The 22,298-nt window shown below is 71.8% G+C and carries 22 protein-coding genes; 14 read left to right on the top strand and 8 right to left on the bottom strand.

The window, feature by feature from the left end:
• The first annotated feature begins 25 nt into the window (after positions 1-25).
• Positions 26-1,273, top strand: coding sequence for a hypothetical protein (locus tag ACFWIS_RS08185; protein WP_380523703.1), 1,248 nt, complete (start codon positions 26-28; stop codon positions 1,271-1,273).
• A gap of 34 nt (positions 1,274-1,307) precedes the next feature.
• Positions 1,308-1,679, top strand: coding sequence for a hypothetical protein (locus tag ACFWIS_RS08180; protein ID WP_380523701.1), 372 nt, complete (start codon positions 1,308-1,310; stop codon positions 1,677-1,679).
• 473 nt (positions 1,680-2,152) lie between these two features.
• Here the strand turns inward: ACFWIS_RS08180 and ACFWIS_RS08175 are convergent, their stop codons facing one another.
• The 5 genes from ACFWIS_RS08175 to ACFWIS_RS08155 form a co-directional block, all read right to left on the bottom strand.
• The gene (locus ACFWIS_RS08175; protein WP_380523699.1) at positions 2,153-2,587 is read right to left on the bottom strand and encodes a hypothetical protein; all 435 of its coding nucleotides are present in this window, start codon (positions 2,585-2,587) and stop codon (positions 2,153-2,155) included.
• Between the two features lie 12 nt (positions 2,588-2,599).
• Positions 2,600-3,751, bottom strand: a complete 1,152-nt coding sequence (locus tag ACFWIS_RS08170) for a helix-turn-helix domain-containing protein (protein ID WP_380523697.1) — start codon at positions 3,749-3,751, stop codon at positions 2,600-2,602.
• A gap of 161 nt (positions 3,752-3,912) precedes the next feature.
• Positions 3,913-4,215, bottom strand: a complete 303-nt coding sequence (locus tag ACFWIS_RS08165; protein WP_380523695.1) for a hypothetical protein — start codon at positions 4,213-4,215, stop codon at positions 3,913-3,915.
• A 291-nt stretch (positions 4,216-4,506) separates the two neighbouring features.
• Positions 4,507-4,992, bottom strand: coding sequence for a hypothetical protein (locus ACFWIS_RS08160; protein WP_380523693.1), 486 nt, complete (start codon positions 4,990-4,992; stop codon positions 4,507-4,509).
• Positions 4,993-5,164: 172 nt separating this feature from the next.
• On the bottom strand, positions 5,165-5,995 hold the full coding sequence (locus ACFWIS_RS08155; protein WP_380523691.1) for a hypothetical protein: 831 nt from the start codon (positions 5,993-5,995) through the stop codon (positions 5,165-5,167).
• A gap of 144 nt (positions 5,996-6,139) precedes the next feature.
• Between ACFWIS_RS08155 and ACFWIS_RS08150 the strand changes: the two genes are divergently transcribed.
• The 11 genes from ACFWIS_RS08150 (at position 6,140) to ACFWIS_RS08100 (ending at position 16,287) form a co-directional block, all read left to right on the top strand.
• Positions 6,140-6,679: a hypothetical protein gene (locus ACFWIS_RS08150; RefSeq protein ID WP_380523689.1), complete on the top strand. Its 540-nt coding sequence runs from the start codon at positions 6,140-6,142 to the stop codon at positions 6,677-6,679.
• Positions 6,676-7,638: a hypothetical protein gene (locus ACFWIS_RS08145; RefSeq protein WP_380523687.1), complete on the top strand. Its 963-nt coding sequence runs from the start codon at positions 6,676-6,678 to the stop codon at positions 7,636-7,638. Before ACFWIS_RS08150 ends, ACFWIS_RS08145 begins: the two co-directional genes overlap by 4 nt.
• On the top strand, positions 7,635-8,426 hold the full coding sequence (locus ACFWIS_RS08140) for a hypothetical protein (protein ID WP_380523685.1): 792 nt from the start codon (positions 7,635-7,637) through the stop codon (positions 8,424-8,426). Before ACFWIS_RS08145 ends, ACFWIS_RS08140 begins: the two co-directional genes overlap by 4 nt.
• A gap of 150 nt (positions 8,427-8,576) precedes the next feature.
• Entirely contained in the window at positions 8,577-9,332 is a 756-nt protein-coding gene (locus tag ACFWIS_RS08135) for a hypothetical protein (RefSeq protein ID WP_380523683.1), read from the top strand.
• Positions 9,333-9,687: 355 nt separating this feature from the next.
• Positions 9,688-10,011, top strand: a complete 324-nt coding sequence (locus tag ACFWIS_RS08130) for a hypothetical protein (protein ID WP_380523681.1) — start codon at positions 9,688-9,690, stop codon at positions 10,009-10,011.
• Positions 10,008-10,310: a hypothetical protein gene (locus tag ACFWIS_RS08125; protein ID WP_380523679.1), complete on the top strand. Its 303-nt coding sequence runs from the start codon at positions 10,008-10,010 to the stop codon at positions 10,308-10,310. The genes ACFWIS_RS08130 and ACFWIS_RS08125 overlap by 4 nt, the downstream gene beginning before the upstream one ends.
• Positions 10,311-10,359: 49 nt before the next feature.
• The gene (locus ACFWIS_RS08120) at positions 10,360-11,145 is read left to right on the top strand and encodes a hypothetical protein (RefSeq protein ID WP_380523677.1); all 786 of its coding nucleotides are present in this window, start codon (positions 10,360-10,362) and stop codon (positions 11,143-11,145) included.
• Positions 11,142-11,321 (top strand): hypothetical protein, encoded by a 180-nt coding sequence (locus ACFWIS_RS08115; RefSeq protein WP_380523787.1) that lies wholly within the window; start codon positions 11,142-11,144, stop codon positions 11,319-11,321. The genes ACFWIS_RS08120 and ACFWIS_RS08115 overlap by 4 nt, the downstream gene beginning before the upstream one ends.
• A 404-nt stretch (positions 11,322-11,725) precedes the next feature.
• A complete protein-coding gene (locus tag ACFWIS_RS08110) occupies positions 11,726-13,138 on the top strand; it encodes a ParB/RepB/Spo0J family partition protein (protein ID WP_380523675.1) in 1,413 nt (470 codons plus the stop codon).
• A gap of 16 nt (positions 13,139-13,154) precedes the next feature.
• Positions 13,155-14,144 carry a ParA family protein gene (locus ACFWIS_RS08105; protein WP_380523673.1) on the top strand — a complete coding sequence of 330 codons (990 nt, stop codon included), beginning with the start codon at positions 13,155-13,157 and terminating at the stop codon, positions 14,142-14,144.
• Positions 14,145-14,769: 625 nt separating this feature from the next.
• A complete protein-coding gene (locus ACFWIS_RS08100) occupies positions 14,770-16,287 on the top strand; it encodes a DUF2637 domain-containing protein (RefSeq protein ID WP_380523672.1) in 1,518 nt (505 codons plus the stop codon).
• Between the two features lie 91 nt (positions 16,288-16,378).
• Here ACFWIS_RS08100 and ACFWIS_RS08095 read toward each other — a convergent pair whose 3' ends face one another.
• Positions 16,379-17,095 carry a hypothetical protein gene (locus tag ACFWIS_RS08095; protein WP_380523670.1) on the bottom strand — a complete coding sequence of 239 codons (717 nt, stop codon included), beginning with the start codon at positions 17,093-17,095 and terminating at the stop codon, positions 16,379-16,381.
• Positions 17,096-17,422: 327 nt separating this feature from the next.
• On the opposite strand from ACFWIS_RS08095, the gene ACFWIS_RS08090 reads away from it, so the two are divergent.
• Positions 17,423-17,776: a hypothetical protein gene (locus tag ACFWIS_RS08090; protein ID WP_380523668.1), complete on the top strand. Its 354-nt coding sequence runs from the start codon at positions 17,423-17,425 to the stop codon at positions 17,774-17,776.
• Between the two features lie 339 nt (positions 17,777-18,115).
• Here the strand turns inward: ACFWIS_RS08090 and ACFWIS_RS08085 are convergent, their stop codons facing one another.
• Together ACFWIS_RS08085 and ACFWIS_RS08080 are read right to left on the bottom strand one after the other, a co-directional pair.
• Positions 18,116-18,889 carry a prepilin peptidase gene (locus tag ACFWIS_RS08085; RefSeq protein ID WP_380523666.1) on the bottom strand — a complete coding sequence of 258 codons (774 nt, stop codon included), beginning with the start codon at positions 18,887-18,889 and terminating at the stop codon, positions 18,116-18,118.
• A gap of 80 nt (positions 18,890-18,969) precedes the next feature.
• Positions 18,970-22,287 (bottom strand): LysM peptidoglycan-binding domain-containing protein, encoded by a 3,318-nt coding sequence (locus ACFWIS_RS08080; RefSeq protein ID WP_380523664.1) that lies wholly within the window; start codon positions 22,285-22,287, stop codon positions 18,970-18,972.
• Positions 22,288-22,298: the final 11 nt, after the last annotated feature.

Here is a 22,298-nt window from a genome sequence, read left to right as displayed (position 1 = left end):
CACGCTGCGGGTCAGACCCTGCCCCGTGCTGCACCGGGGCCGCACCCACCGCTACCTCGAAGTCCGGTTCGGCCTGCGCCCCCAGGCCACCACCACCTGGCAGGCCCTGCTCACGGCCACCGAAGCCCGGCGCCGCGGCGCCCTGCTGCGCGCGAGGTTCCGCGACCTGGACGAGCGGCCTTGGGAAGCCGTCACCGGCTCCCTCCTCGACACCATCGCCGCCGACCCCACCGCGTACGAGAACGCCGTCATCGCCGAGGCCTGCGGCCGCGCCGGCCCGGAGATTAGCGACCTCCTCTTCAGCCCCGACTGGATCGACGAGTCACTGGACGCCCTCCTGCGGGCCGCCCACGACCTGCAGATCCGGGCCGAGACCGACCAGATCGCCACAGGCACCCGCAACCGCGACCTGGTCCGGCGCCGCGACGCCGTCCGGCGCCGTCTGAAGGAAACCCGCGCGCACGCCGACCGGACGAGGAAGGCCTCCCTCCCCACGGCCCGCACCACCGCGGACACCGTCGACCCCCACCGGGTCGCGACCGCCTGGGTGGGTCGCTACCTGAAAGCCGAGCGGCGCGACCTCGTCATCGAGCACGCCCTGGCCGCCGGCGTGGACTCCGCGCTGCTGCACCACGGGACCTTCCAGGAACGCGTCGCCCGCCACGTCGCCACCGGCAGGATGAAGGCCCCCGTCGGTCCCCAGGTGGAGCGCCTGCTCGCCTCCCCGGCCGAGACCCTGCGCGAAGCCGTCCTGCGCGACGCACTCCAGCCCGGCGCCCGCACCGACGCCCTCGGCCACCCCCTGGTGCTGGAGACCTGGGCCGAGCAACTCGACTTCCTGTCCACCGTTGCCGCCCCCGCCGCGTACGCGGAGCCGACCGGCCGGCTCTCCGCCCTGCCCCCGATGACCTCGGCCCGGATGTTGACGGCGGCAGCCGACGAACTCGCCGGCCGCCGCCAGACCCTCGCCCGCCTGATCGAACGCACCCACGAATGCGAGCGTCTGCGCCTGGCGGTCAGCGACATCGTGATGACGCTGGACCGCACCGCCCCCGGCCGGGAGGCCATGGGAGCGGCGATCCGGTCCGCCGACGAGGAACTGCGCCGCCGCCACGCCGAGCTGTACGCGATCGCCCGCGCCCACCTGTACGCCTACCAGGACCCCTCGGGCCGCCTCGCGGACACCTGGCCCGACCACCACGCCGCCGTGCGCGGCACGGTCCTGCTCGCCATGGAGCGCTTCTCCCAGGCCCCGACCGCCCTGCTGGTGTGACCCCCTCCCCGCAAGCCGACCGAGAGGCCGACCCGTGCCGCTGGACCCCTTCGTCCGACAGTTCGTCACCAACGCCTTCAGCCGCACGTGGATCGGCCAGCTCGCGGACCTCAAGGGCGGCGTGAGCGACCCCGAGTCCGCCTACACCGCGGCCGTCCGGGAAGGCCTGCGCACCCTGATCGACACGAAGGAGCTCACCCTCGCCGAGTGGGACAGGCTCACCGGCGTGCCGATGAAGTCGACCACCGCGCTCTACACCTACCTCGACGCGGTGTACGGCTACTTCTTCTCGGACCGCCCGCTGCCGGACCCGGCCCGTTGGGCCGCGACCGCGCCCGTGCCCGGCGGCATGGGCCGGGTCCGCGCCCCGAGGCCGGGCCGCCCCGCCGGCGCACCGAGCAGGTAGCCGGGTCCCACTCGACCCGACGGCCCCGGCCCGGCAGGCGCCGCCCCGCCCGCGGAGGCGCCGGCCGTGACGGTCCGGGGCGAGCCGCCCGGACCGGGAGCGCCCGCCCCCACCTGCCAGCCACCTGTCCACACCCGCGCGATCGAACCCGAGCGCCCTGCGCAGAAGGGCCGACCGGACGGCGACACCATCCCGCAAGCGCCATTGCGCAACCGATGCGCACGTCTGACCTGCGGAAACACCGTTCCGCCCGTCCTGTCGCGCAACGCCGGGCGCAGTCCTGCGCAAGGCCCATTGCGCAGGATCAACTCTGCGCAAGGCCCCATTGCGCAGGCGGGCGGCGCTGCGCAATCCGTCCGTGCCCGCCCGCCTCCGCCCCGGCACCCCCGGACGGCGTCTCGGGGGCGTGCGGTCGGCAGCTCCGAGGCGTCCCCGGGCCGCGCCGGGGCCGGGGACGCGGCGGCTTTCGGACATCACGGCCCGTTCCGGCGGGGGCGTTCGGCCGCGACCCTGGCGACCGACCGGGCCGTGGCCGCGAGCGCGCACCGGTCGGCGCCCGTCACCGTGAGGATGGTCGCGTCGCTCCAGCCCAGGGCGTGGCGCATCAGCACCACGTCCTGCTGGTCCGTGCTCAGGTGGGCCAGCGGGGCCAGGGCGCCGGGCCCGGCACGGCCGACCAGGGTGGCCCGGACCAGCCGCCAGGCGGCGGCGGCCGCGTCGGGGGCTGCCAGCACGCTCTGCCAGCAGGCCGCGGCCTGGGCAACGGCGGTGCGAACCGCGGACGGCACCTCCTCAGGCGGCAGCAGCAGCCCGGTGTAGGCGAGGTAGTGGTGGACGTGGGACTCCAGCAGGGTGATGACGCCCAGCGCCGGGTCGTGCCGACGGGGCGGGGTGGAGAAGGGGAGCATGCGGTTCTCCGGTCAGCCGAAGGCCTCGGCGGGCGGTCCGTCGTAGTCGTTGGTGTAGGTGTGGCGGTGGCGGGCGAGCTGGACGCGCTCCCACAGCGGCAGGACGAGGGCGGGGTCGGCGTGCAGGACCTCCAGGACGGCCTCGACCGTCGGCCAGCTGGGTACGCGGTTACCCGAGAGCAGATCGGTGGCGGTCTGCGGGCTGACGCGGCCCTTGGAGGAGTGGCTGATCGAGAGCGGGTCGGGGGCGAACGCGGCCAGGTGGAGACCGCGCACCGCCGCGACGAAGGACGCCACGTACTGGGCCTCGACGACTGGTGTCGCGTCGAACGGCCGCTCGGGCAGGAGGCCGCAGGCGGCCTCCCACAGGGGGCGGATCTCGGCCGGGTGGCCGCCGACGGCCTCGACCAGGGCCTGGGTGACCGGCCAGGAGGGGACCCGGTCGCCGACGAACATCCGGGAGACCTTCGAGGCAGAAAGCCCGGCCGCCGCGGCCAGCTCGCGAGCGGAGCGTCCCGACCGGCGCTGCAGGAACGACAGCGCGCTGGCCAACTTCGCCGCGGCGAACGCCGGCAGCGACTCGGCAAGGCCGTGCCGCGAAGCCGCAGTCGGCGCGACGGCCGACGACTGCCCGTCCTCCGGGTTCCGGCGGCCCGCCGCCGCAGGCCCCGCGGGCGCGGCCGGGACGGCTATGGCCTCGCCCGCCAGCTGCGCGCGCTGGCTTCGGGTCTGCCGCTGGACGCGGCGCCGGGCGGCGTAGGCCTCGTCCCAGCGACGACGGGCGGTGTCGGCGGACCGCCCGGTCAGCTGCCCGATCGCCGCCCAAGGCAACTTGCGGGCGCGGGCCTGGAGCACGACGTGTGCCCGCAGATCCTCCAGGTCCTCCTCCGCCTCATCGATGAGGGCGAGGACGGCCTGGACGTCCTCGCCGGGCTGCGCGGCGGCGACCGCGGCCGCCGCCTGGGCGAGCCGGCGGGCGAGCGCCAGGTGCTCGCGCGCCAGGGCGCCGACGAGGTCGTCGACGCTCCGGTCGGCCGGTGTGCCCTTACGGGCGCGGTCAGCCTGCTGCTGGCAGCGCGTACGGCAGTAGGACGGGGTTCGGCCCCGGCGCTGGGGGCGGGTGAAGGGGGCCTGGCACCACACGCAGCGCAGGATCTGGGTCACGAGAGGCTCCGTGCCGAAGACAGGTCCCGCAGATGACAGGGACCGTACGAGGGAAGAGAAGAGGGATGCCCCCGGCGGGCGGTCGCCCGCCCGCCGGGGGAGGAATCCGCGCGGCCCGACACCCCGGGGGCAGAACCCGGCCGGGACGCGCCGCGCCGCCGCTAGACCCGCCGGCGGGTGCGCAGCCTCTCCCCGGGCCGGTAGCCACCCGTGAGCGCCCACAGCACGACCGGGACCAGGCGGACCACGTCACGACCGCACTGCCCGCCCGGCAGCTCGACGACCCAGACCACGACCACCACCAGCGCCACGACGACGAAGGCCCGCCGATCAGGCGTCAGGCCGGCGCCCTGCCAGGGGCGCTGGCGCGTTTGGCCGACGGGCCGGACGGGGATGGTAGCGTCGAGCGGACCGATCCGGCGTGCTAGCACACGCCGGGACCGGCCCAGGACAGGAAGCCGCATGGCTCCTCCAGGTTCGGTTGGGACGGTTAGCGAGTAGGGACCCCGGCGGCCGGCGACCAACCTCACCCCGGGGCCCTTTCGTTTGTGCGGACAGTAACCCGCTGCGCGCGCAGAGTGGGAGCCGAACCGGGCAGAAATGCGGCTGATCCTCATATCCACGGAGGCAGGCGCCCGCAACGCGCTCACCACCGGTCACATACGCTCACACCGCTGCACGCATCTGTCATATGCCGCCGGGCGAAGCGCACACCTCGCCCGAGCGACCGCTGCTCCCCCGGCCACCGCCAGCCTTCAGGCGCCCCGGGCCGCCGCCTCGGCCGTCTCCGCGACCGCCAGCGCGGTGAGCACCGCAGCCTGCGCGACCTTCGCGTCCCGTTCCACCGCGGCCGCCAGGACCGCGTGGCCAAGCGCCACCCGCACACCCTCGTGCGCCTCCCGCCCCGCCACGCACAGCTCGGCCACTGCCGCCCGCAACCACCCGACGACGTCGCCCCGGTGGTCGTCCTCCAGGTCGTTGAACGTCAGCCGGCAGACCCACTCCCGGCTGTGCGACCGCAGTACCTCCGCATAGTCCCTGTACTCGAACACCACCCCGCAGCGCAGCTCCCCCTCCTCCACCGTCCTGCGGCCCCCCTCCCAGCTGTCGATCAGCCAGCGGTGCCGGTGACACGCGTACAGGACGTAGTCGTGGACGCGGTCACGGCGCCGGCTGCGGCGTTCAAGAACCCGCGTCGCGGGATCAGGGCAGGTGGTGAGCTGGCGCAGCGTCATGGCCACGGTCGGACCTCCCGAGTCGGTGGAACCCAGATCGTGCCGCGTCCGCCCGCCGCGGACAGCCCAGTACTGGGCAGTGCGACCGTGACGGGGACCACACCGATCCGCCCGCCCGGCATCCCGGCGCCCGCCGGGTGGCCCGGGCCGGCCAGGTGAAGTCCGGCCCGGGACATCCTCAGCGGCGTCCGATGCCCCGCCCGAGACCGGCCCAGACTTCCAGCGCGGAGCCCAGCCAGTCGCTGACCCAGCGGCAGCCGAACTCCTCGCCGCCTACACCCTCGGGGCCCGGGTGCAGCCCGGACAGGCCGTCGCCGACGGCCGCGAGCAGGCCGGCCAGCGACGGCGACGTCCACACCTGCGCCTCCGGGATCTCGTCCTGGTCGTCCTGGTCGTCCTGGTCGTCCTGGTCGTCCTCGGCGCCCGGGCCGTCGATCGCGATCCAGCCGATGGCGGGAGCGTAGAGCACCCCCCGGAAACTCTCCGTCCCGAAGGCGTCGTCGAAGCCGGTCTGCTGGAAGAAGTGCATCGTGACCGTCGCCGCCCGCACCTGATCCAGGCCCACGCCGACGTCCGACGCGCCCAGCAGGTGCTGCTGGAGGCCGGAGGCAGCGAACTGGCCGAGCTCGTCGTCCCCGGCGCCGGGCACCGCCAGCCGCCAGCGCTCCATGTTCCAACCGCCCACCTCCGGGTGGAGACAGTGGAAGCCCTCCTCGACCACCGGACGTCCCGCGCCCGGATCGCCGATGGGAGCGAGGTCGAGGCAGGGCGGCGCGTAGACGCCCTTGTCGTGCAGCTCGCGGCGCAGCTCGTCCTCGTACCCGTGGTCCTGGCTGCGTACCGCGCCCAGGACGATCCCGAGGAAGCGGTCCTGGGCCGGGCTCGTGAACACCACCTCCTCGGGCAGCTGCAACGGCCCGCCCTTGAGCACGGAGTTCATGGTCTTGGCGAGGAGCAGCGACACCTGCCGGTCGGTCCCGGCCGGCTCGGTCTGCGCGGTGCTCTCCATCAGTGGCTCTCCTCTGCTGCGCCGCCCGCGCTGCCGACCAGCTGCAGGTGGTCACATTCCGGATTCGGCGACGAACTGTCAGTGCTCATAGATACCGTCTACGGCGAAGCGGCAGGAGCCGTTTCCGGGAGAAGAGGGGCACGGGTGGACACGGTCGACGCACGGTTCGCGCAGCTGCAGAAAGACGTCGGGCGGTGCCACGCCACCGCGGCCGCGCTCGAAGCGGGCACCGACGGACGGCAGGCCGCGTTCGACGCCCTGCTGGCCGCCGCCGACCGCCTCCTCGCCTACGACGCACAGGTACCCGGCCTGCGCCAGGAGCCCGCCCGCCGCACCACCCAGACGATCGTGCTGTGGACCTCCCGGGGCACCGCAGCACTCGCCGCCCTCACCGGCGCTGCCGTGATCCCCGGCTGGGTGCCCTGGGGCTGGCTGATCCTCCTACTGCCCATCCTCGCCGTCGCCCTGGACTCCGCACTGACACCCAAGCCGCTGGCCAAGGACCGCCCCCACCACCGCCACCGCACCAGCGCGGCGCTCCTCGCCGCCTGCACACTCCTGCTGAGCACCGTCGCCCTCGGCACGCTGAGCGCCTGGTGGCTCATCGCCGCGCTCGGCTGCGCCACCGCCTCCTTCGCCACCGGCCTCCCGGACGGCCCGAGTACGAACAGGAGCACCACGTGACCACCCCCTACGACGCGGAGCTGGAGCGCAAGGTCCGCGAACTCGGCTACTCCGTGGGCCGCGTCGAGTCGCGCCTGCAGAGCCTCCAGGAGGGGGCCGAAGCGGACCGCTCCCACGACCGGGAGCGCCTGGACTCCGTAGAACGCGACCTGCGTGAACGCCAGGACGAAACGGAGGGCCTGGTCGAGCGGGTCGACGACCACGACGAGGACGTGCGGTTCCTGCGCCGCGCGGCCAGGGACCTCGACCAGCGGGTCGCCTGGCTGGAACGCCGGGTGCGCACCGCGGCTGGCGGGCGCGCCGTCGACCTCGACGCCACCGACCACGAGACCCAGCAGCTGGTGAAGCGGATCGCCGCCGGCCGGGCCGCCGAAGCCCAGCTGCTGCCCGCCGCCGACCGCGCCCGCCACGTCCGCACCCTGAACGCCCACCAGGAAGCGGCCGCCCGCCTGGCGAAGGCCCAAACCGCCGTCCTGGACGCCGCGGCCACCCTGGCCACCGCCGCCCACGGCAGCGACGCCTTCCGGCAGGCCGCCTCCGCCTACCGGGAGGCCAGCACGATCACCCGCGCCACGGAAACTCACATTCGCAGCCTCCAGGGCGCCGCTGACGCCGCCCGCACCGCCCTCGACCGCGACGACTCCCTCGACCGGAACCTCGCGGAGGCCGCGGCCGCCGGCCAGGCCGCCCACCAGCACCTCGCCCGGATCGCCCGCGACCGCATCAGCACCGCCCTCGCTGGCACCGACCTCCTCCCGGTCTGGTTCACCACCGCCCTGGGACCGATGCCGCCGCGCGAGGACACCGAAGCCTGGCTCGACACCGCGACCCAGGCCCTGACCTACCGGCTCTCCTACGGAGTCCGGGACGAGGTCCTGGCCCTCGGCTCCATCCCCGCCCAGGCCAGCGCCCACCGACGCGCCGACCACCAGGACGCTGAACAGGCCCTGCGCCGGTGACCACTCCCCCACCGCCCCCGGGCACCGCCCCGACCCGGCCCGACCCCGTCCTCGCCGACCGCGTGATGGACGCCCTGCACCTGGCCGGCCTGCCCATCGCGCACGGCGGCCACGGCCCAGGCGTCCACCTGCGCCCCGCCGAACCCCTCACAGACGACGACCACTGCCACGGTCTGACCGCCCTGCACTGGCTCCCCTCCCCCCGCCTCGCGCACGCGGCCGCCACCGAGCACCACCAGCAACCCGCCCACACCGCCCAGCAACTCGTCGTCAACGCCGTCCAGCACGCCCTGACCACGGCCCTCCCTCTCCTCGGCGTCACCGCGAGCGAAGCCTCCACCCTCTGGGAGATCCGCGTCACCGACGCCGAGCCCCTCCCCCGCGACCTCACCGCCCCGCCCGGCCCCCGCCCCAGCGGCCCCGAGCCCATCGCCCCCGGCATACGACCCGACGTCATCACCGCCGTCCACCGCAGCGCCACCCTCGCCGGACTGCCCGTCGCCCACCAACCCGGCGACCCCGGCATCACGCTGCGCCCGTGCCTGCCGCTGGACCCCGACGACGACACCACCGGCATCGCCGACCTCGGCTGGAACCCCTCCCGCCGGCTCACAGCCGCCACCGGCCCCGCCGCGACCCTACGCACCGCCATCGAAGAAGCCATCCGCCCGGCACTGCCCGTCGCCCTCGGGGCCTGCGGCCTGGAGGTGTGGTGGCGCCGCCCTGAAGGCCTCCCCCCACAGCTGCGCGCCTACGGCCCCAGCGACAATCCGCCGATCCGCCGCTGACCCCCGCTCCCGCACTCCGCGGTGGCCGGCGGTGGCCACCGGTGCCCTCGAACGCCGGTCTGCGCGAATCCGCCCCCGCCTGATCCCCACTCTGAAAGACTGTGCGTCACCGAATCAGCACATTGAGACACCTCCAGGGGGCGACCGCAGGTGACCGAGACCCAGCACGACCTGACGCTGACGTACGACCCGGCCAAGTCCTCCGGGCACTTCGTCCTGTACACCGAGCCAGCCCACGGAGTTGTGACGGCCCACGTGCAGGGCACGGTCGTCATCGCGCACCGCAGCGACTACGTCCAGGAGTGGCTCGACCGGCTGCAGCGCTGCGAGCCCAACCCCCTGCACACCACGCTGGTCGCCAACCAGGAGATCCCCAAGCTCTTCCACGCCTGCGTGGACGAGGATGCCGACAGCTCTTCCGCCATCGCAGGAACCGGCTGTGTCTGCCGACGCACCTTCACCGACCCCGCCTTCGGACTGCCGGTCGTCGGCGAGCACTTCCGCACCTGCACCGACGACGGGCGCTCGCGCGCACTGCCCTGGAAGACCCAGGACATCGACCAGTGGACCTACCGCACGTACACCCCCATCGGCCTGCGCGACGGCGAAGCCCTCACATCGCTGATCATCGACCACGACACGTTCTGGATGCGCACCGACCGAGGCACCCTGGGCCTACTCCCCCAGCGGCGGGCCCACGGCTTCGGCCTCGCAGGCGCCGGCGGCCGGGGCGCACTCGCCGAGTACATCCAGCAGCTGGCCGACTCCGACGGCCGCGACACGTTCATCGGCCGTCCCCGCAGTAAAGCCCGCCCCACCCCGAGGATCGAGGAGTACCTCCAGCAGCTCGACGGACGACGCCCCCACACCCTCACCCTCGCCGACCTGAAAGGCCTGACGGCCTAGGTCGACCAGCCCCCGCCGGCGACCCGAACCGCTGCACCGGCGCCGCATAGCCAGCCAGCGCTGGTCCGGTGTCCCTTCCAAACGGCACCGGACCAGCGCTGGCTGGCCCCGGGCCGACCGGCCACGGCTCAGAAACGCGGGAACCCAGTCCCTCCGGAGTTCAGTGCGTGGCGAAGGACGGACGTGCTCTCCTGGTGACGCCGAGAACGGAGGAAACGTGCCCGCTGCCGCGCTTGGGATCTCTCAGGCACAGCGACACCAGGCGCCAGCTGCGGGCAGTTCCCCCAACAGCCCGCGTACCGCTACCGTCGACCATGACCGCAGGCCTGCGGCGCATAGCTCAGGAGGAGAACAGGTGACCACTCAGCCCGGCCACCAGGCCCCGGAGATGCCGAAGCCGACAACCCTGCGCGAGCTGCGCGTCGCGCTCTCGCGCTACGGCCTGCCTGGAGACCGCGAAGCCTTCGAACAAGACCTCGCGTCCGCCCTCGATACATCCCCCATCGGTGACTTCGGCGCCGTGACCGAGGTCATCGCCACCTACCGCGACCGCCTCGCCTTGCGTGCCAGCGCACAGGCGATGGCCTCGCTCGCCGCCCCCATCGGCGGCCAGAAGTGGACCCCGGCCGCCGAGGCCATCGCCCGGGCACGCGCAGCCGCCACGGGTGACGACCGATGACCGAGCAGCCGGACCACCCCCGGCCCACCCCGCTGCACGTATTCCTCTCCGACGCCGCCGAGCAGGCCCTCGCCACCCTGCGGCCCGACGAGCTGGACGTCGTCGAGAAACTCGTCGAACGCCTCTCAGCCCACCCGAGGCTCGGAATCCCGGTGCCCGGAGGAGCCGACCCCGAGGTGGACGACTACACCGCCCGCACCGACCCCGCCGCCGTTACCGGAGACCGCATCAGCGTCATCTATCGCGTGCACAATCACATGGGCGCGGTTTTCATCACGTGGATCATCTCCGGCCCCTAACGATGATGCTGGCCCGTGTGACCCCCGGAAGCACTGTCGGTCCCCCGGCATGATGCCGATCACGACCGACGAAGCACCCACGCTCGCCTCCCCCGCCGACTACGCCGACGCCGTGGCCACAGCCGCCCGGGCGGCCGCCGCCTACTACACCGATGGCAGCACACCCCTCGGCGACGACGAATACGACGCCCTGCTGCGCGCCATCGCCGCCTACGAGGACACCCATCCCGGCGAGGTGCTGCCCGACTCCCCCGCCGGCAAGGTCGCCGCCGGCGCCGTGCAGGGCGACATTCCGTACAGCGTGCCCATGCTCTCGCTCCACAACGTCTTCTCCACCGACGAGCTGATCTCCTGGGCCGCAGGACTGGAGCGCCGACTCGGCCGGCCGGTGGCCGCCTGGTGCGTCGAACCCAAACTGGACGGCCTCGCCGTCGCCGCCCGGTACCGCGCCGGACACCTGCAGCAGCTGATCACCCGAGGCGACGGCCTCGCAGGCGAGGACATCACACACGCCGCCGCCAGCATCCTCGGACTCCCAGCCACCCTCACCGAACCCCTCGATGTCGAGCTGCGAGGCGAGGCCCTCCTCACCAGCGACCAGTTCGAGCACGCCAACACGATCCGCACCGCCCACGGCGCCACTCCCTTCTCCAACCCCCGCAACGGCGCCGCCGGCACCCTCCGGGCCAAGGACCGCCCGTACCGCATCGAACTGGCCTTCTTCGGCTACAGCGCCCACGGCCTGCCCGACCAAGTCCACACCGCCCTGCTGCAGCGTCGCGCCAACCTCGGCGTCAATACCGCAGCCACCACGGCAGCGGGCCCGCTGCGCTGACGGAGGTCCAGCAGCGCGCCGACCAGATCGCGACGCTCCGCTCCGAGCTGCGGTTCGGCATCGACGGCGTGGATATCAAGGCCGACTCCGCAGCGGATCAGCAGGGAGCAGGATCCGGATCCCGGGCACCTCGCTGGGCCGTCGCCCGCAAGTTGGCCGTTCTGCCGCAGGTTTGAGCTGATGCCCCTTGTCCCGGAGCAGCAACTGCCCTCGTGCACTGTCTCTGAACGGACAGGGGCGCGGTCGATGGAGCTGAGTACCTGCCCCACTCTCTTGGCGCCAGACATCTGGCATCAAGCTGCGCCGGAGCCTGACGAAGCTTCGATGCTTCCCCTACTCATCAAGCCGTGCCGTCAGGGCAACGACAGGGAAGAGCCACCGCTGGGCTACATGCGGAAGCTGCCGGGAGCCTGCTCGATGAGGTACTGCCCGACCCACAGAAGTACGAAGGGACCCCGATCGGGAACCACCGCCTCCCGGCTTATACCGTCGGTATATCAGCGCGGGAGTGACCTGTCCGCCCGATGCTCCGGCTAGGGTGCAAGTGACTTCGCCTCAACGGAAGCACACAGGAGACGGTATGGCAGTTGCAGGAGCCTCGGGAAGCGGCGGACCCCTCCGCACGAAGAAGAGCATGTGGGGCGAGGCGAGCGAGGTGCAGGACCTCTCCCTGGAACAGCTTCTCGACAACCCGTTCAACCCGCGCAAGACCTACGACGAGGCGAAGCTCCGCGCCCTGGCAGACACGATCCTGGCGGAGAGGGACGCCGGCGCCGACCACGGAGTGCTCCAAGCCATCGTCACCGCACCGGCCGTCGACTTCTTCGCCCATTGGGAGGAGAAGGTCGCCGGCCGCACAGCGCAGGCCGAAAAGCTCGCGAAGGCGAAGGAGGCGGCCGGAGACCTCACCCACAAGGTCGTCATCATCATCGGGCATCGTCGTAAGCGGGCCCTGGAGATGATCTCCGCTGACGAGTTCGCTCCGTGTGTGGTGGACAGCACCCGCATCGAGCGTGCCCGCATCATCGGCCTGAACGAGAACGGTCAGCGAGTCGACCTCAACCCCATGGAGGAGGCCGACGGCTACCAGGATCTCCTGGACGACGGGCTTCCCGACCAGGAGGCCGTGGCCCGGCAAGTTGGTAAGACTCAGGCTCACGTCTCCAGGCGCCTGGGCCTGCTGAAACTCCCTCTCACGGTCCAGGAAGCAATCGCCGCCGATCAGCTGAGCGCCGCCGACGCGACGCTGCTGCGCACGCAGCTCACCGACAAGCAGGATAAGGCTGCGTCCGAGAAGGCGATTCTCGACGCGTGGACGATGATGAAGGAGAACGAGGTCAAGGCCGGCGCCGCCATCACGGCAATCAAGGCTCGACGGCAGGATCCGGTCCCGAAGGACGGGAAGGGCGTCGCCGGGGACAAGCCGAGCACTGTGCCAGGCCCGCGGCCCGGGCCCCGGACGACGAAGGGCAAGACCACCGGACACTCGGGCAAGGGCACCAGCGTTCCGCCCGATGATGCAGAACAAGCTGAGTCCGGAAGCGGAAGTCAGCAGGATGGCTCGCCGAACGAGTCGACGCTCGCCGCGGCTGCTCGCGACCGCGTTTGCGCAGCCATCGTCGAGACGGCGACGTTCGACAACGCCCGGCAGACGGTCCGCCTCCTCGCGCCTGCGCTGCTGGCCGGGACCGATCTGACTGTGGCCCAGGAACGAGCGCACCACTGGCTCCGACTGCCAGGGAGCGCGGTCGGACCGGACATTGTCGATCCGCGTGCGTACCTCATGGCCGTCCTTACGGGGACAGACGCTAGTCTGGCCACGCGCGTGGCATTCGCGATCGCCTTGGCCGTCGCCGAACTCCGCGCCTCCGATGAAACCCGCACCTGGGATGCCCGAGACCGCGCACACCTGGACTACCTGCGCGAGAACGGCCACACGCCGTCCGACTGGGAAGAGCAGCAGCTCCGCAGCGAGCTAGTTGACTCGGTCTGAGACATACCGACGGTATATGGCCTCCTCGGTGCCAACGCCCGAGGAGGCCACGTCCTTGCCTAAAGAAATCAAGAAGCCGACGAGTCGCTTGCTCATGCAGCTCGCCAGCAACATCGCCCGGAACCGGACGCTGGAGTACCCGCGTCGGCTCGCGTTCGGCGTGCGGGCCGGCGGCGCAATCAAGACCCACAACGTTCTGAACCTCGGAATCACACTCGCCCGCCGAGGCTTCAAGCTCAGGCTTTGGGACCTGGACCCGCAGCGAACTCTGTCCGCGATCCTCGGCTACAAGGAACCGGCGCCCGGCCAGATGACGATCTTCGATGTGATGATCGGCAAGGCCACCCTCGCGCAGGCTACCGTCCAGGCCCGATACCGGACTGGAGTCGGCGATGAGGACGATGCGTTCACCATCATCCCGAACCTGTACCTGGTGCATGGAACCGAGGAACTCGGCAACGCCGAAGTGACCCTCGCCTCCGACCCCGCAGGCAACCTGTGGCTCGACAACCTCCTGAGTGACCAGCCTGAGGACGACGACTTCATCGACCTTGTCGACACCGGCCCCACCCGCGGCCTGCTCCAGACTTCGATCATGATCGCCTTCGAGGACTGGGTCGGCTGCCTCAATGACGAGTACAAGTACATCTCCGGCCTGAACGACCTCGAACGGGACATGGAAGAGGCCCGCCGGAAGTTCCGGCGCCTGCGCGTCAAGACGAACATCCGCTTCATCCAGATCAGCGGCGTCTACCTGCACAAGGACGGCACGGTGAACCGCGGGAAGAGCGCCATCGCCGACGACTCGGTGAACGCCCTCCTCGCAGACGAGGAATGGAGCGCAAAGCTGCTGCCGATTACACGCTACGAGCAGAAGGCCAAGGAGGTCTTCGAGCGGCAGAAGCCCTTGCGCTTCCACGCTCCAATGTCGCCGGCTCTGGATGACTGCGAAGCCATCGCCGACGGCATGGGCTACCCCCGCCGCGCCCCGGGCAAAGCGTCCTGACGCTCCATACCGACGGTATGGGGAAGACGTTTCAAGGGCTCGGACATACCGTCGGTATGTCCGAGCCCTTGATTCCGGCCTGATCCCCTGCGGCAAGTAGGGCAGCTGCTTTGCGGTGGCCGTTCAGGCCAGGCGCCACGGGCCAGACACCGATCGCAGTGCGCGCTGTGACCGTAGGCGGTCCTAGCTGAGCCACGGCAGTTCGACCAGCTCTCGTGTCGGGGTGCGGCCTTCGGTGCCTCCCGGTCCCGGGGCCATCGGTTCTGGTCCAGCGCGGGAACGGGATGGAGGTCCCATAGCGCATTGCCATCGCCAGCACACTGCGCGACCTCCCGCTTTGCACGGTCGATGATCATCGAAGGAGGGTGCCCGGGGGCCGACACCTGAGCATCCGGTGGGACCGATGCTCACCTCCAAGCCGACCAGGCCGATCTGGAAGACAGCTCCCACACCCGCAGCCTGGACGAGCAGACGCCGACCATGGTCACCCATGGCAATGAATCGCTGGCGCCCAGTGTCCGAATGCTCCAAAGGACGGGTCTGAACGCCCCTCAGCCCGGACAATCTTCGACCACCGATAGCACCTCGTGAAACAGTGGCTCCCTGAACACCTGATCACCTGAGCATGGGGGAGTCCGTGGCCCGTCCGGTCCTGAAAACGATCCACTGGTGGATGATCGGCTTCGTCGCGCTCGGGGCCTTCCTCATCGCGGCGATCGGCCTGGGAGGTTCCTACCTCGCCGTACGCGACGTCGCCCTACGCCAACACATGGGCGACTTCTCCTACGTCTTCCCGATCGGGGTGGACGCCGGGATCATCGTCCTCCTCACTCTCGACCTGGTCCTCACCTGGCTACGCATCCCCTTTCCGCTGCTGCGCCCCACGGCCTGGACGCTCACCGTCGCCACCGTTGCCTTCAACGCGGCCGCCTCGTGGCCGGACCCGCTCGGTGTGGGCATGCACGCGGTGATCCCCGTGCTCTTCGTGATCATCTCGGAGGCAGGCCGCCACGCCATTGCCCGCCTGGCCCGGCTCAGCTCCGACAGGTCGATCGACAAGATCCGCCTCATGCGGTGGCTGCTGGCACCTGTGCAGACCTGGCGGCTGTGGCGCCGGATGCAGCTGTGGGAGATCCGCAGCCTCGACGACGCGATCCGCGGCGAGCAGGCCTTGCAGACCTACAACACTCTCGTGGCGACAAAGAAGCGCTCCTGGTGGCGCCGCTTCCGGGACCGGGGCCTGCCGCCCGCAGCCGCCCTGCCGAAGAAGCTCGCTGGGCTCGGCGTCCCACTGGAAGTCACCTACGAGGCGGGCCTGGCCGCCGCCGGCGTCGACGCCGAACCGCTCACCCGCCTCCTCGACCACCACGCGCAGACCGCCCGCGCGGCGGCCCCTGCGCTCGGCCAGGCCGAGCCCCGCGTTGCGCATGCGCAGGCCGGACCCGGCGAGATTGCGCTGCGCAAGGAGCTTGCGCAGCAGCCCGCCGAGACGATTGCGCAAGATCATTTTGTGCAGGAGTCTCCTGCGCACGCGGTGGAGCCGGTGATTGCGCAGCCGTTCGCCGCGCAATCAGAACAGGCGTTTATGCAGTTCAACGGCCATGAGACGGCGATTGCGCACGTGGCCCCGGAGCTGGCGGAAGCACCGGCCGGCGTTGCGCAGGCCGCCGGGGAGACGACCGGGGGAGCCGTGGAAGCCGATCTTCTGCGCACAGGCGATGCGCACCAATCGCCTGCTGTCCCCGCCGCGCAGAACGGCATTGCGCAGCCAGGTGAGGAAGCCGTCCACCAGCAGTGGCAGCCCGTGAACGCACGGCCCGTCCCGACCGCGCGGGTCTCGGCTCTTGGTACGGCGACCGGCCCCGTGATCACCCAGCAGACCGACGACTCCCAGAAGATCCCGTCCGGCTGGGCTGAGGGCTTCCAGGCGTTCGTCGCCGAGTTCGGGCGGCACCCGAGGTTCGGTCCGAAGGAGACGGAGCTCGCCGACTACCTGCACACGCGCGGGTACAGGAGCAACAAACCTGGCGACGGCCCGGTGAGCCAGGACAGCGTTCGCCGGTACTACAACCAGCTGTGCGAGCGCTTCCCGGCTCCGGACGCTGCCCAGCAGAGCCTCGACCTCCAGGGCTCGCTGGTGTGAGACGGCCGGATCGGCGGGCCGCCGCCTGACCGGCCATCGGACCCCGGGGTTGGTGCGCGGGTGCGGCGCGACCGGCGGACCGGACTACTGATCACGGAGTGGCGCGGTGGCGCCAGGCCGGGGCAGCGCTCCCGCGCCCGGTGAGCCGGGGCACCCCCGTCCCGGGCGCGGCCATCACGAGCCCGCCCAGCGGGCGGAACCCCGCTCGGCGCAGCGTGCCGAGCACCTGCGCCTCCTGGCCGGGGAAGGTGCGCAGGAGAGCGGGGGCGGTGGCCACGAAGCAGGCCCCGGCGGCGGTGCGGGCGAGCGCCTCGCCGAGCAGGAACAGGTCGAGGTCCTGGACGGCCCAGTCGGCGGCGACCGAGTAGGCCTCCAGCACCAGCAGGTCGCCGATGTGGGTCCGCGGTCCCTTGCCCAGGCAGTCCCGGACCGCAGGCGTGAGGCGGTGCTGGCCGTCCCGGCGGGTGAAGACCTGCTCGGCGACGGCGGTGAGCAGCTCCTGTTCGAGCGCCGGATCCCCGGCGCGGCCTACCAGGTCGTCGTAGTCGGCTGCTCCGATCGTCCCCCGCAGCAGCGGGATCCGCCTGAGGCTGATCACGCCGACATGGGCCAGGTCGACACCGAAGACGGTCCTGCTCGGCATCTGCCCCGGCGCCAGGAGCTCATGACGGGCTAGCAGCGACCAGTGCTCGGTGCCCCGGCCCCCGGGCCCCGACGGCCAGTACTCGGCGCTGAGGGACAGTCGCAGTCCGGCCGGGTCCGCCGGCAGGAGCCCGGCGCCGACGTACGGCTGCTCCGTTTCGGTCATGGGCCGATTCTCTCGCTGTCTGGCACCCTGCGGAGGGCCTTCGGCGGGATTGGCCGGTTCGCAGAGCTCCCCGCTCGTGTCGCCGTCCGTCGGCGGAGTCCCCGCCATTGCCATCGAGCGGGGCCGGGTCAACTACACCTCGATCGAGCGGGCCATGGAAGAACGGCCGCGACAGCGCCCAGATCGAGTACCTGCCGCAGCGGCAGTAGCCCGGAACTCCGCCAGGCCAAGGGCTGTCCCAGGCAGACCGTATGCTCCTTCCCATCCCCACGCGGAGAAGACTTGAGGGTGCGATCGACATACGACTGGGAGCGCTACGCTCCACCGTTGGCCGTCTACGCCCCAGAGGTGTCGCACGAGCGGCGTCCCTCGGAGATTTTCGGCACATACTCCGGCTGGCGCCCCGAGAGCGCAGTCCGCCGGCTCGGCGACCAAGCCCTCTTCACCAAGGACCTTAGGATCCACCGGGACACACTCCTCCGGGTTCCCCGGGGGCAGCGGGACGTCTCGCGCGCCGACGAACTCAGCCTCTTCTGGGATACCTGTCGCGCCGTTTGGACGTCGGCTCAGTCTGTGGCGGGCGTCGTGGACTTGGTCGAGGTCGATCAGTTGCTCGCTGCCGAGCTGTGGGCCGCCGCGCAACTGGCCGCCGACCTTCGGGCTTTGCTGGATCAGCGCTGAGAGGTGAGCGCGGCGATCAAGCGACTTCTCGGCCAGCTCGACTCACGCCGAGCTGATCTCGAAGCCCTCGGCGAGCACAACAAGGGTCTCTACGCGGCATCAGGGAGCGATCCTTCTGCCGTGCCCGAGGTCGTCCGACGCGCGCTGGAACGCGCCGAGACCCTCGATGCCCACCGTCCCGCCCGGGACCTGAGTCTGTTGACCGCGAACCTGCGCGAACTGGTCGAGCAGATGCGGACAGTAGCGAGTAGCACCAGCAGGTCGGCCGGGAACCGGCCGCACCTCTTGCCGGGCGACCGTTGCTCGGCTTCGCCCCCCAAGCATTCTCGGGCCCGGCGCTCACCCCAGGCAGGCCGACACGGTCAGGAACCCCGTGATCAGGGCCGGGCCGAGCATCAGCTCCGTCTTCCGCGTCGCGGAGAAGGCCACCGTCATGACGATCCACTGCACGATTCCCAGGACACAGGCCAGGAAGACGGCGTAGAACGAGCCGAACCAGTACTGCCAGGTCACCAGGGCGGCCAGGCCCGGAACCAGCTTCGCGTCGCCGAGCCCCTGCCCGAACAGCGCCAGCGCGAAGTACATGAAACCCAGCCCGAAGGCGGCCACCGCAGCCAGCACCAGCGGGCCCCAGCGCCCGGAGGCGAACGCCGACGCCGTCAGTAGGACACCCACACCGACTCCGGCAGCAGCCGTCAGGTGATCAGGCAACCGGTGCACGGCGAAGTCGGTGAGCACCATCGCGGAACCTACAGCGACGAGCCACAGCTGAGCCGCCAGCACCACACCGCTCGAACCTGCGGCCAGCATGGCGGCGGTCCCGACCACGGCGAGGCCTTCAGGCGCCAGCAGCGGCGGACCGAGCCGCCGCACCGTGCCGTCCGGCCCGACGGACCCGCACACGGCACACCGCCGCCGCAGCACCAGCGCCCGGTAGGAACCTGGGGCTGCTCCCTTGCCCAGCACCCGGGCACCGCAGGTGGGGCAGGTGACGTCGGGGACCGGTTCGGTCCCGGGGCGGGTGTAGGCGAAGGCAGCCGGGCGGATCACGAGTATGCCGACGGCCAGCGTCGTCACGAGGGCGGCGGCGAGGTCGGCGGGGGAGTGGGGCATCGGCTGTTCCTCTGGTCAGGATGCGGCAAAGGGAAAGGGCCCGGCCGGTGTTCGGCCGGGCCCTGAACGAGAGGTCGGTGCTACACGCCGCTGGCGGTCTCGCGGACGGCGGTCAGGCGCCGGATCGTCTCCAGCGTCGCGGGCTGCAATCCGCTGAGCTGCCAGTCCGTCTGCATCTTGCGGAGTCTGGCGATCACGTCCCGCACCGCGGCCGGGTGCCCGGCGCGGTGCTCGATGCGCATCCACGCCCGGTACAGCTGCTCGGCGGTCGGCTCGACGTTGAGGCCGGTGTCGATCGCGGCGCGGGCGGCGTCGACGTCCAGGACGTCGTCACCGGTGCGCAGCTCGGCGATCCGTTCGGCCGTGTCGACGATCCGGCAGGTCATCGTGTGAGCCAGGGGTGCGGCCCAGGAGTGGTCGGCGGTCCCGCCGAACGGCTTGCCGCGCACCAGGCTCAGCGCGGCTTCCAGGTCGAGGATGCCGGCGGGGCCCTTCGGGATGCCGAGCTCGGCGAGGTGGACGAAGTTGGACCAGTCCGAGGTGATCTCGTCGCTGAGCGAGTACATCTGCACGCCGCGCGGCTTGGGCCGCACGTGCGCCACGCCGTTGGCGTCCAGGCCGAGCCGGGACCGAAGGCGCGACATTTCCTCGGCGACCATCTTGGGGCCCCACGGGGTGGCGGCGTTCATTGCGTCGCCGATGCTGCTCTGGTCGCGTTCGTTGCGGAACATCAGGTAGCAGGCCAGCAGGACCAGTTTTGGCGGCACGGTGGCGTTGCCGATCCCGACGATCTGGAGTGGGCCGAGGATCTGGATCTCGGGTGCGGTCGGCGCTTGGCCGTCGGGCAGGGCCTCGCGGACGACGTCGATGCGGGCCGCGGTGGGAGCCACGGTGGGAGCCACGGCCTGTCCGGGCACCGTCGTCTGCTTGTCCGCCGGGCCGGTGCCCACGGCTTCGGTGTCGCCAGTGGCACCGTTCGCTGCCTCGTCGGCGGCCTGGTCGTCGGTGTGCTCCACCGCGGCGGTCGCCTCTTCCTCGTCCAGGTGCTCCTGGTGGTCTCCTTGCTGCTGGTCCTTGACCAGGGACAGGTGGCTGGGCGCCGGCAGTGGTGTGGTGACCACGCTCACCCGGTCCGGGTCCGGCAGCTGCGCCCACGCACCTTCGGCCGGACGGGCCGGCTCGGTGGTCAGGGCGATCGCGGAGGTCAGCTGCCGGTAGGCCTCGTCGGTGACGCGTTGCAGGACAACGCCGACGCCCAGCGGTTCAACCGGCTGCGGGTCGGCGAGCGAAGCGTCCAGCACCTGGGCGTCGGGAAAGAACTCGACCGCCCCGGCGGCCGGGAGCACCGCGGCGATCCGCTGCCCGCGTGCCTTGCCGAGCAGGTCGGCGAAGGCGTACAGCTCGTCGTGGCTGGCGCGGGTGGAGGAGATCACCATCCATGGCAGGGGCTCCTCCCCGCCTTCGTGCTCGGCCTGGTGAGCCTCGATCAGGACCCGCGCCAGGTCGGCGGTCGCCGTCTCAAGGCTCGGGGTGTACATCACGCGGCAGGCAGGGAGGAGCTGTTGGAGCTCCAGCCCGAAGCCGCAGCAGCGGATCTCGACGTGGCCGCCCCACGCCGAGGTGCCCGCCTCCATCGCGATCCCGCGGGCGACCTCGCGGACCTGTTGGTCGGTGCCGTCCAGCAAAAGCACACCGGCCTGCGGGAGGTTGGCCAGGATGTGGGTGCCGTCGCTGGTGGCCCCGATCGTGGACAGGCCCGGGTAGGGAGCCGGGATGTCCTGCGCCTTCTCGGGGGGCAGCAGATCCGCCCGATCCGCCCGTACGCCCCACCAGCCGTTGGGACGGTCGGTGAACGGCGACAGCGCTTCCTCGTTGGGGTCGTCGACCAGGATCTCGACGCGGTCGGCGGTCACCTTCGCGCCGTGGACGGCCGGCAGGTTGTCGGGGTTGCGGGCTGCCAGGGTGCGCAGCGCCAGGTCCAGGAGCTCGACGCTGGCGGGGGAGGACGTGCGGTCCAGGACCTGCTCGGCCGTGCTGGTGGTCTCCGGCAGCGCGATCGTCTCGCCGGGGCGACGGCGGTTGTGTTGCTCGCGGCGACGCCAAGCGAGAACGCCGAGCAGGCCAGCGCCCAGGAGCGCGCCGATCCCGGCGACGTCCTGGATCGAGACCGGGGACTGGGACTCGGCCGCCGGGGCGGCCGTCTCGGGGGCAGCTTGTGCCGGGGCGTGGCTCTGCTGGGCTGGAGCCTGGGTGGCGGGGGCCGGGCTGGGCTGCGTGGGGGCGACAGTCGCATGGGGGCTCGCCGGTGCCGGTGAAGCCGGGGCGGCGGGTGCGGCAGGGGCCGCGCTCTCCGGGGCCTTGGGGGTGGCGGTGGCGGGCTGCGCCGGGGTGCTCGGCGCCGCTGCCGGGGGAGCGGGCTGGGAGGGGGCGAGTGCGCTGGCGGGGATCACGATCGTGTCGCCGGGGAACAGCTTGTCCGGGTCGGTCACGTGGCGTCCGCCGGGCTGCTCGACGTCGCGGGTTGCCTCCAGCAGCTTCGGGTAGGCGTCGGCGCTGCCGAGCTCGTGCTCCGCGATCGCTGAGAGGGTGTCGCCTTCCCGCACGGTGACGGTGTGCCGCTGGGCCTGGGCAGGGGCCGGAGTTGCGGCGGCGGTGCCGCTCACGTTCTTGGCGTCGGTGGGCAGCACCAGCTGCCACCCGGCGCGCAGCAGGCCGGGCTCGGTCATCGTGGTGCCGTCCGGCTGGACGCGGCCCTTGTTCAGGTCGAAGATCTCGCCGAACCGGCGTCCGTCGTCGAGGGTGCGTTGGGCGATGTCCCACAGCGTCTCGTGGTGACCGTTCGCGTCGGCCTGCACGGTGTAGATGGGACCGGACGCAGTGGCGGCGTCGATGTGCGCGGAGGCTTGCACGGCGGCGCCCGGGACGGCCTGCGCGGTGACCGCGGGCTGCTGGGGCAGGGAGAGATGCTCGGGCAGGGTGGCGGCGGAGGCCGCCTGACCGGCTGTCAGGGCGCCTGCACCGATCAGCAGCATCGTGGCCACCAGCCGGCGGGCCAGGGCCTGGGTGGGTCCGGCGGCTGGCAGACGGATATCGACGCCGGACAGGGCTGCCCTGATCTCTACCAGGACGCACACCAGGAACTGGAGCCACAGCAGCCAGACCAGGACGGCGAGGACGTCCATGAACGTCGTCACGGAGATGCTGCTCTGCAGCATCTCCGTGAGACCGTCCAAGGTGGGGACCTTCGGCGGCAGTGGCCAGCCGACGAACCGCACCAGGCCGTAGGGAATGCCGGCCAGCAGCGCGGCGAGCAGCACGCCCGCCAGCAGCGCACCGAGCACGTCGCCGGCCGTGCGGGAGCGGGCGCCGCCTGGTGCCTTGATCCGTGTCCTCGCCATCCTGTCTTCCT

The sequence above is a fragment of the Kitasatospora sp. NPDC127060 genome, from assembly GCF_042724935.1.
Taxonomy (GTDB): domain Bacteria; phylum Actinomycetota; class Actinomycetes; order Streptomycetales; family Streptomycetaceae; genus Kitasatospora.
Note: the sequence above shows the minus strand (reverse complement) of the source record. Positions and strands in the feature narration are given on the sequence as shown.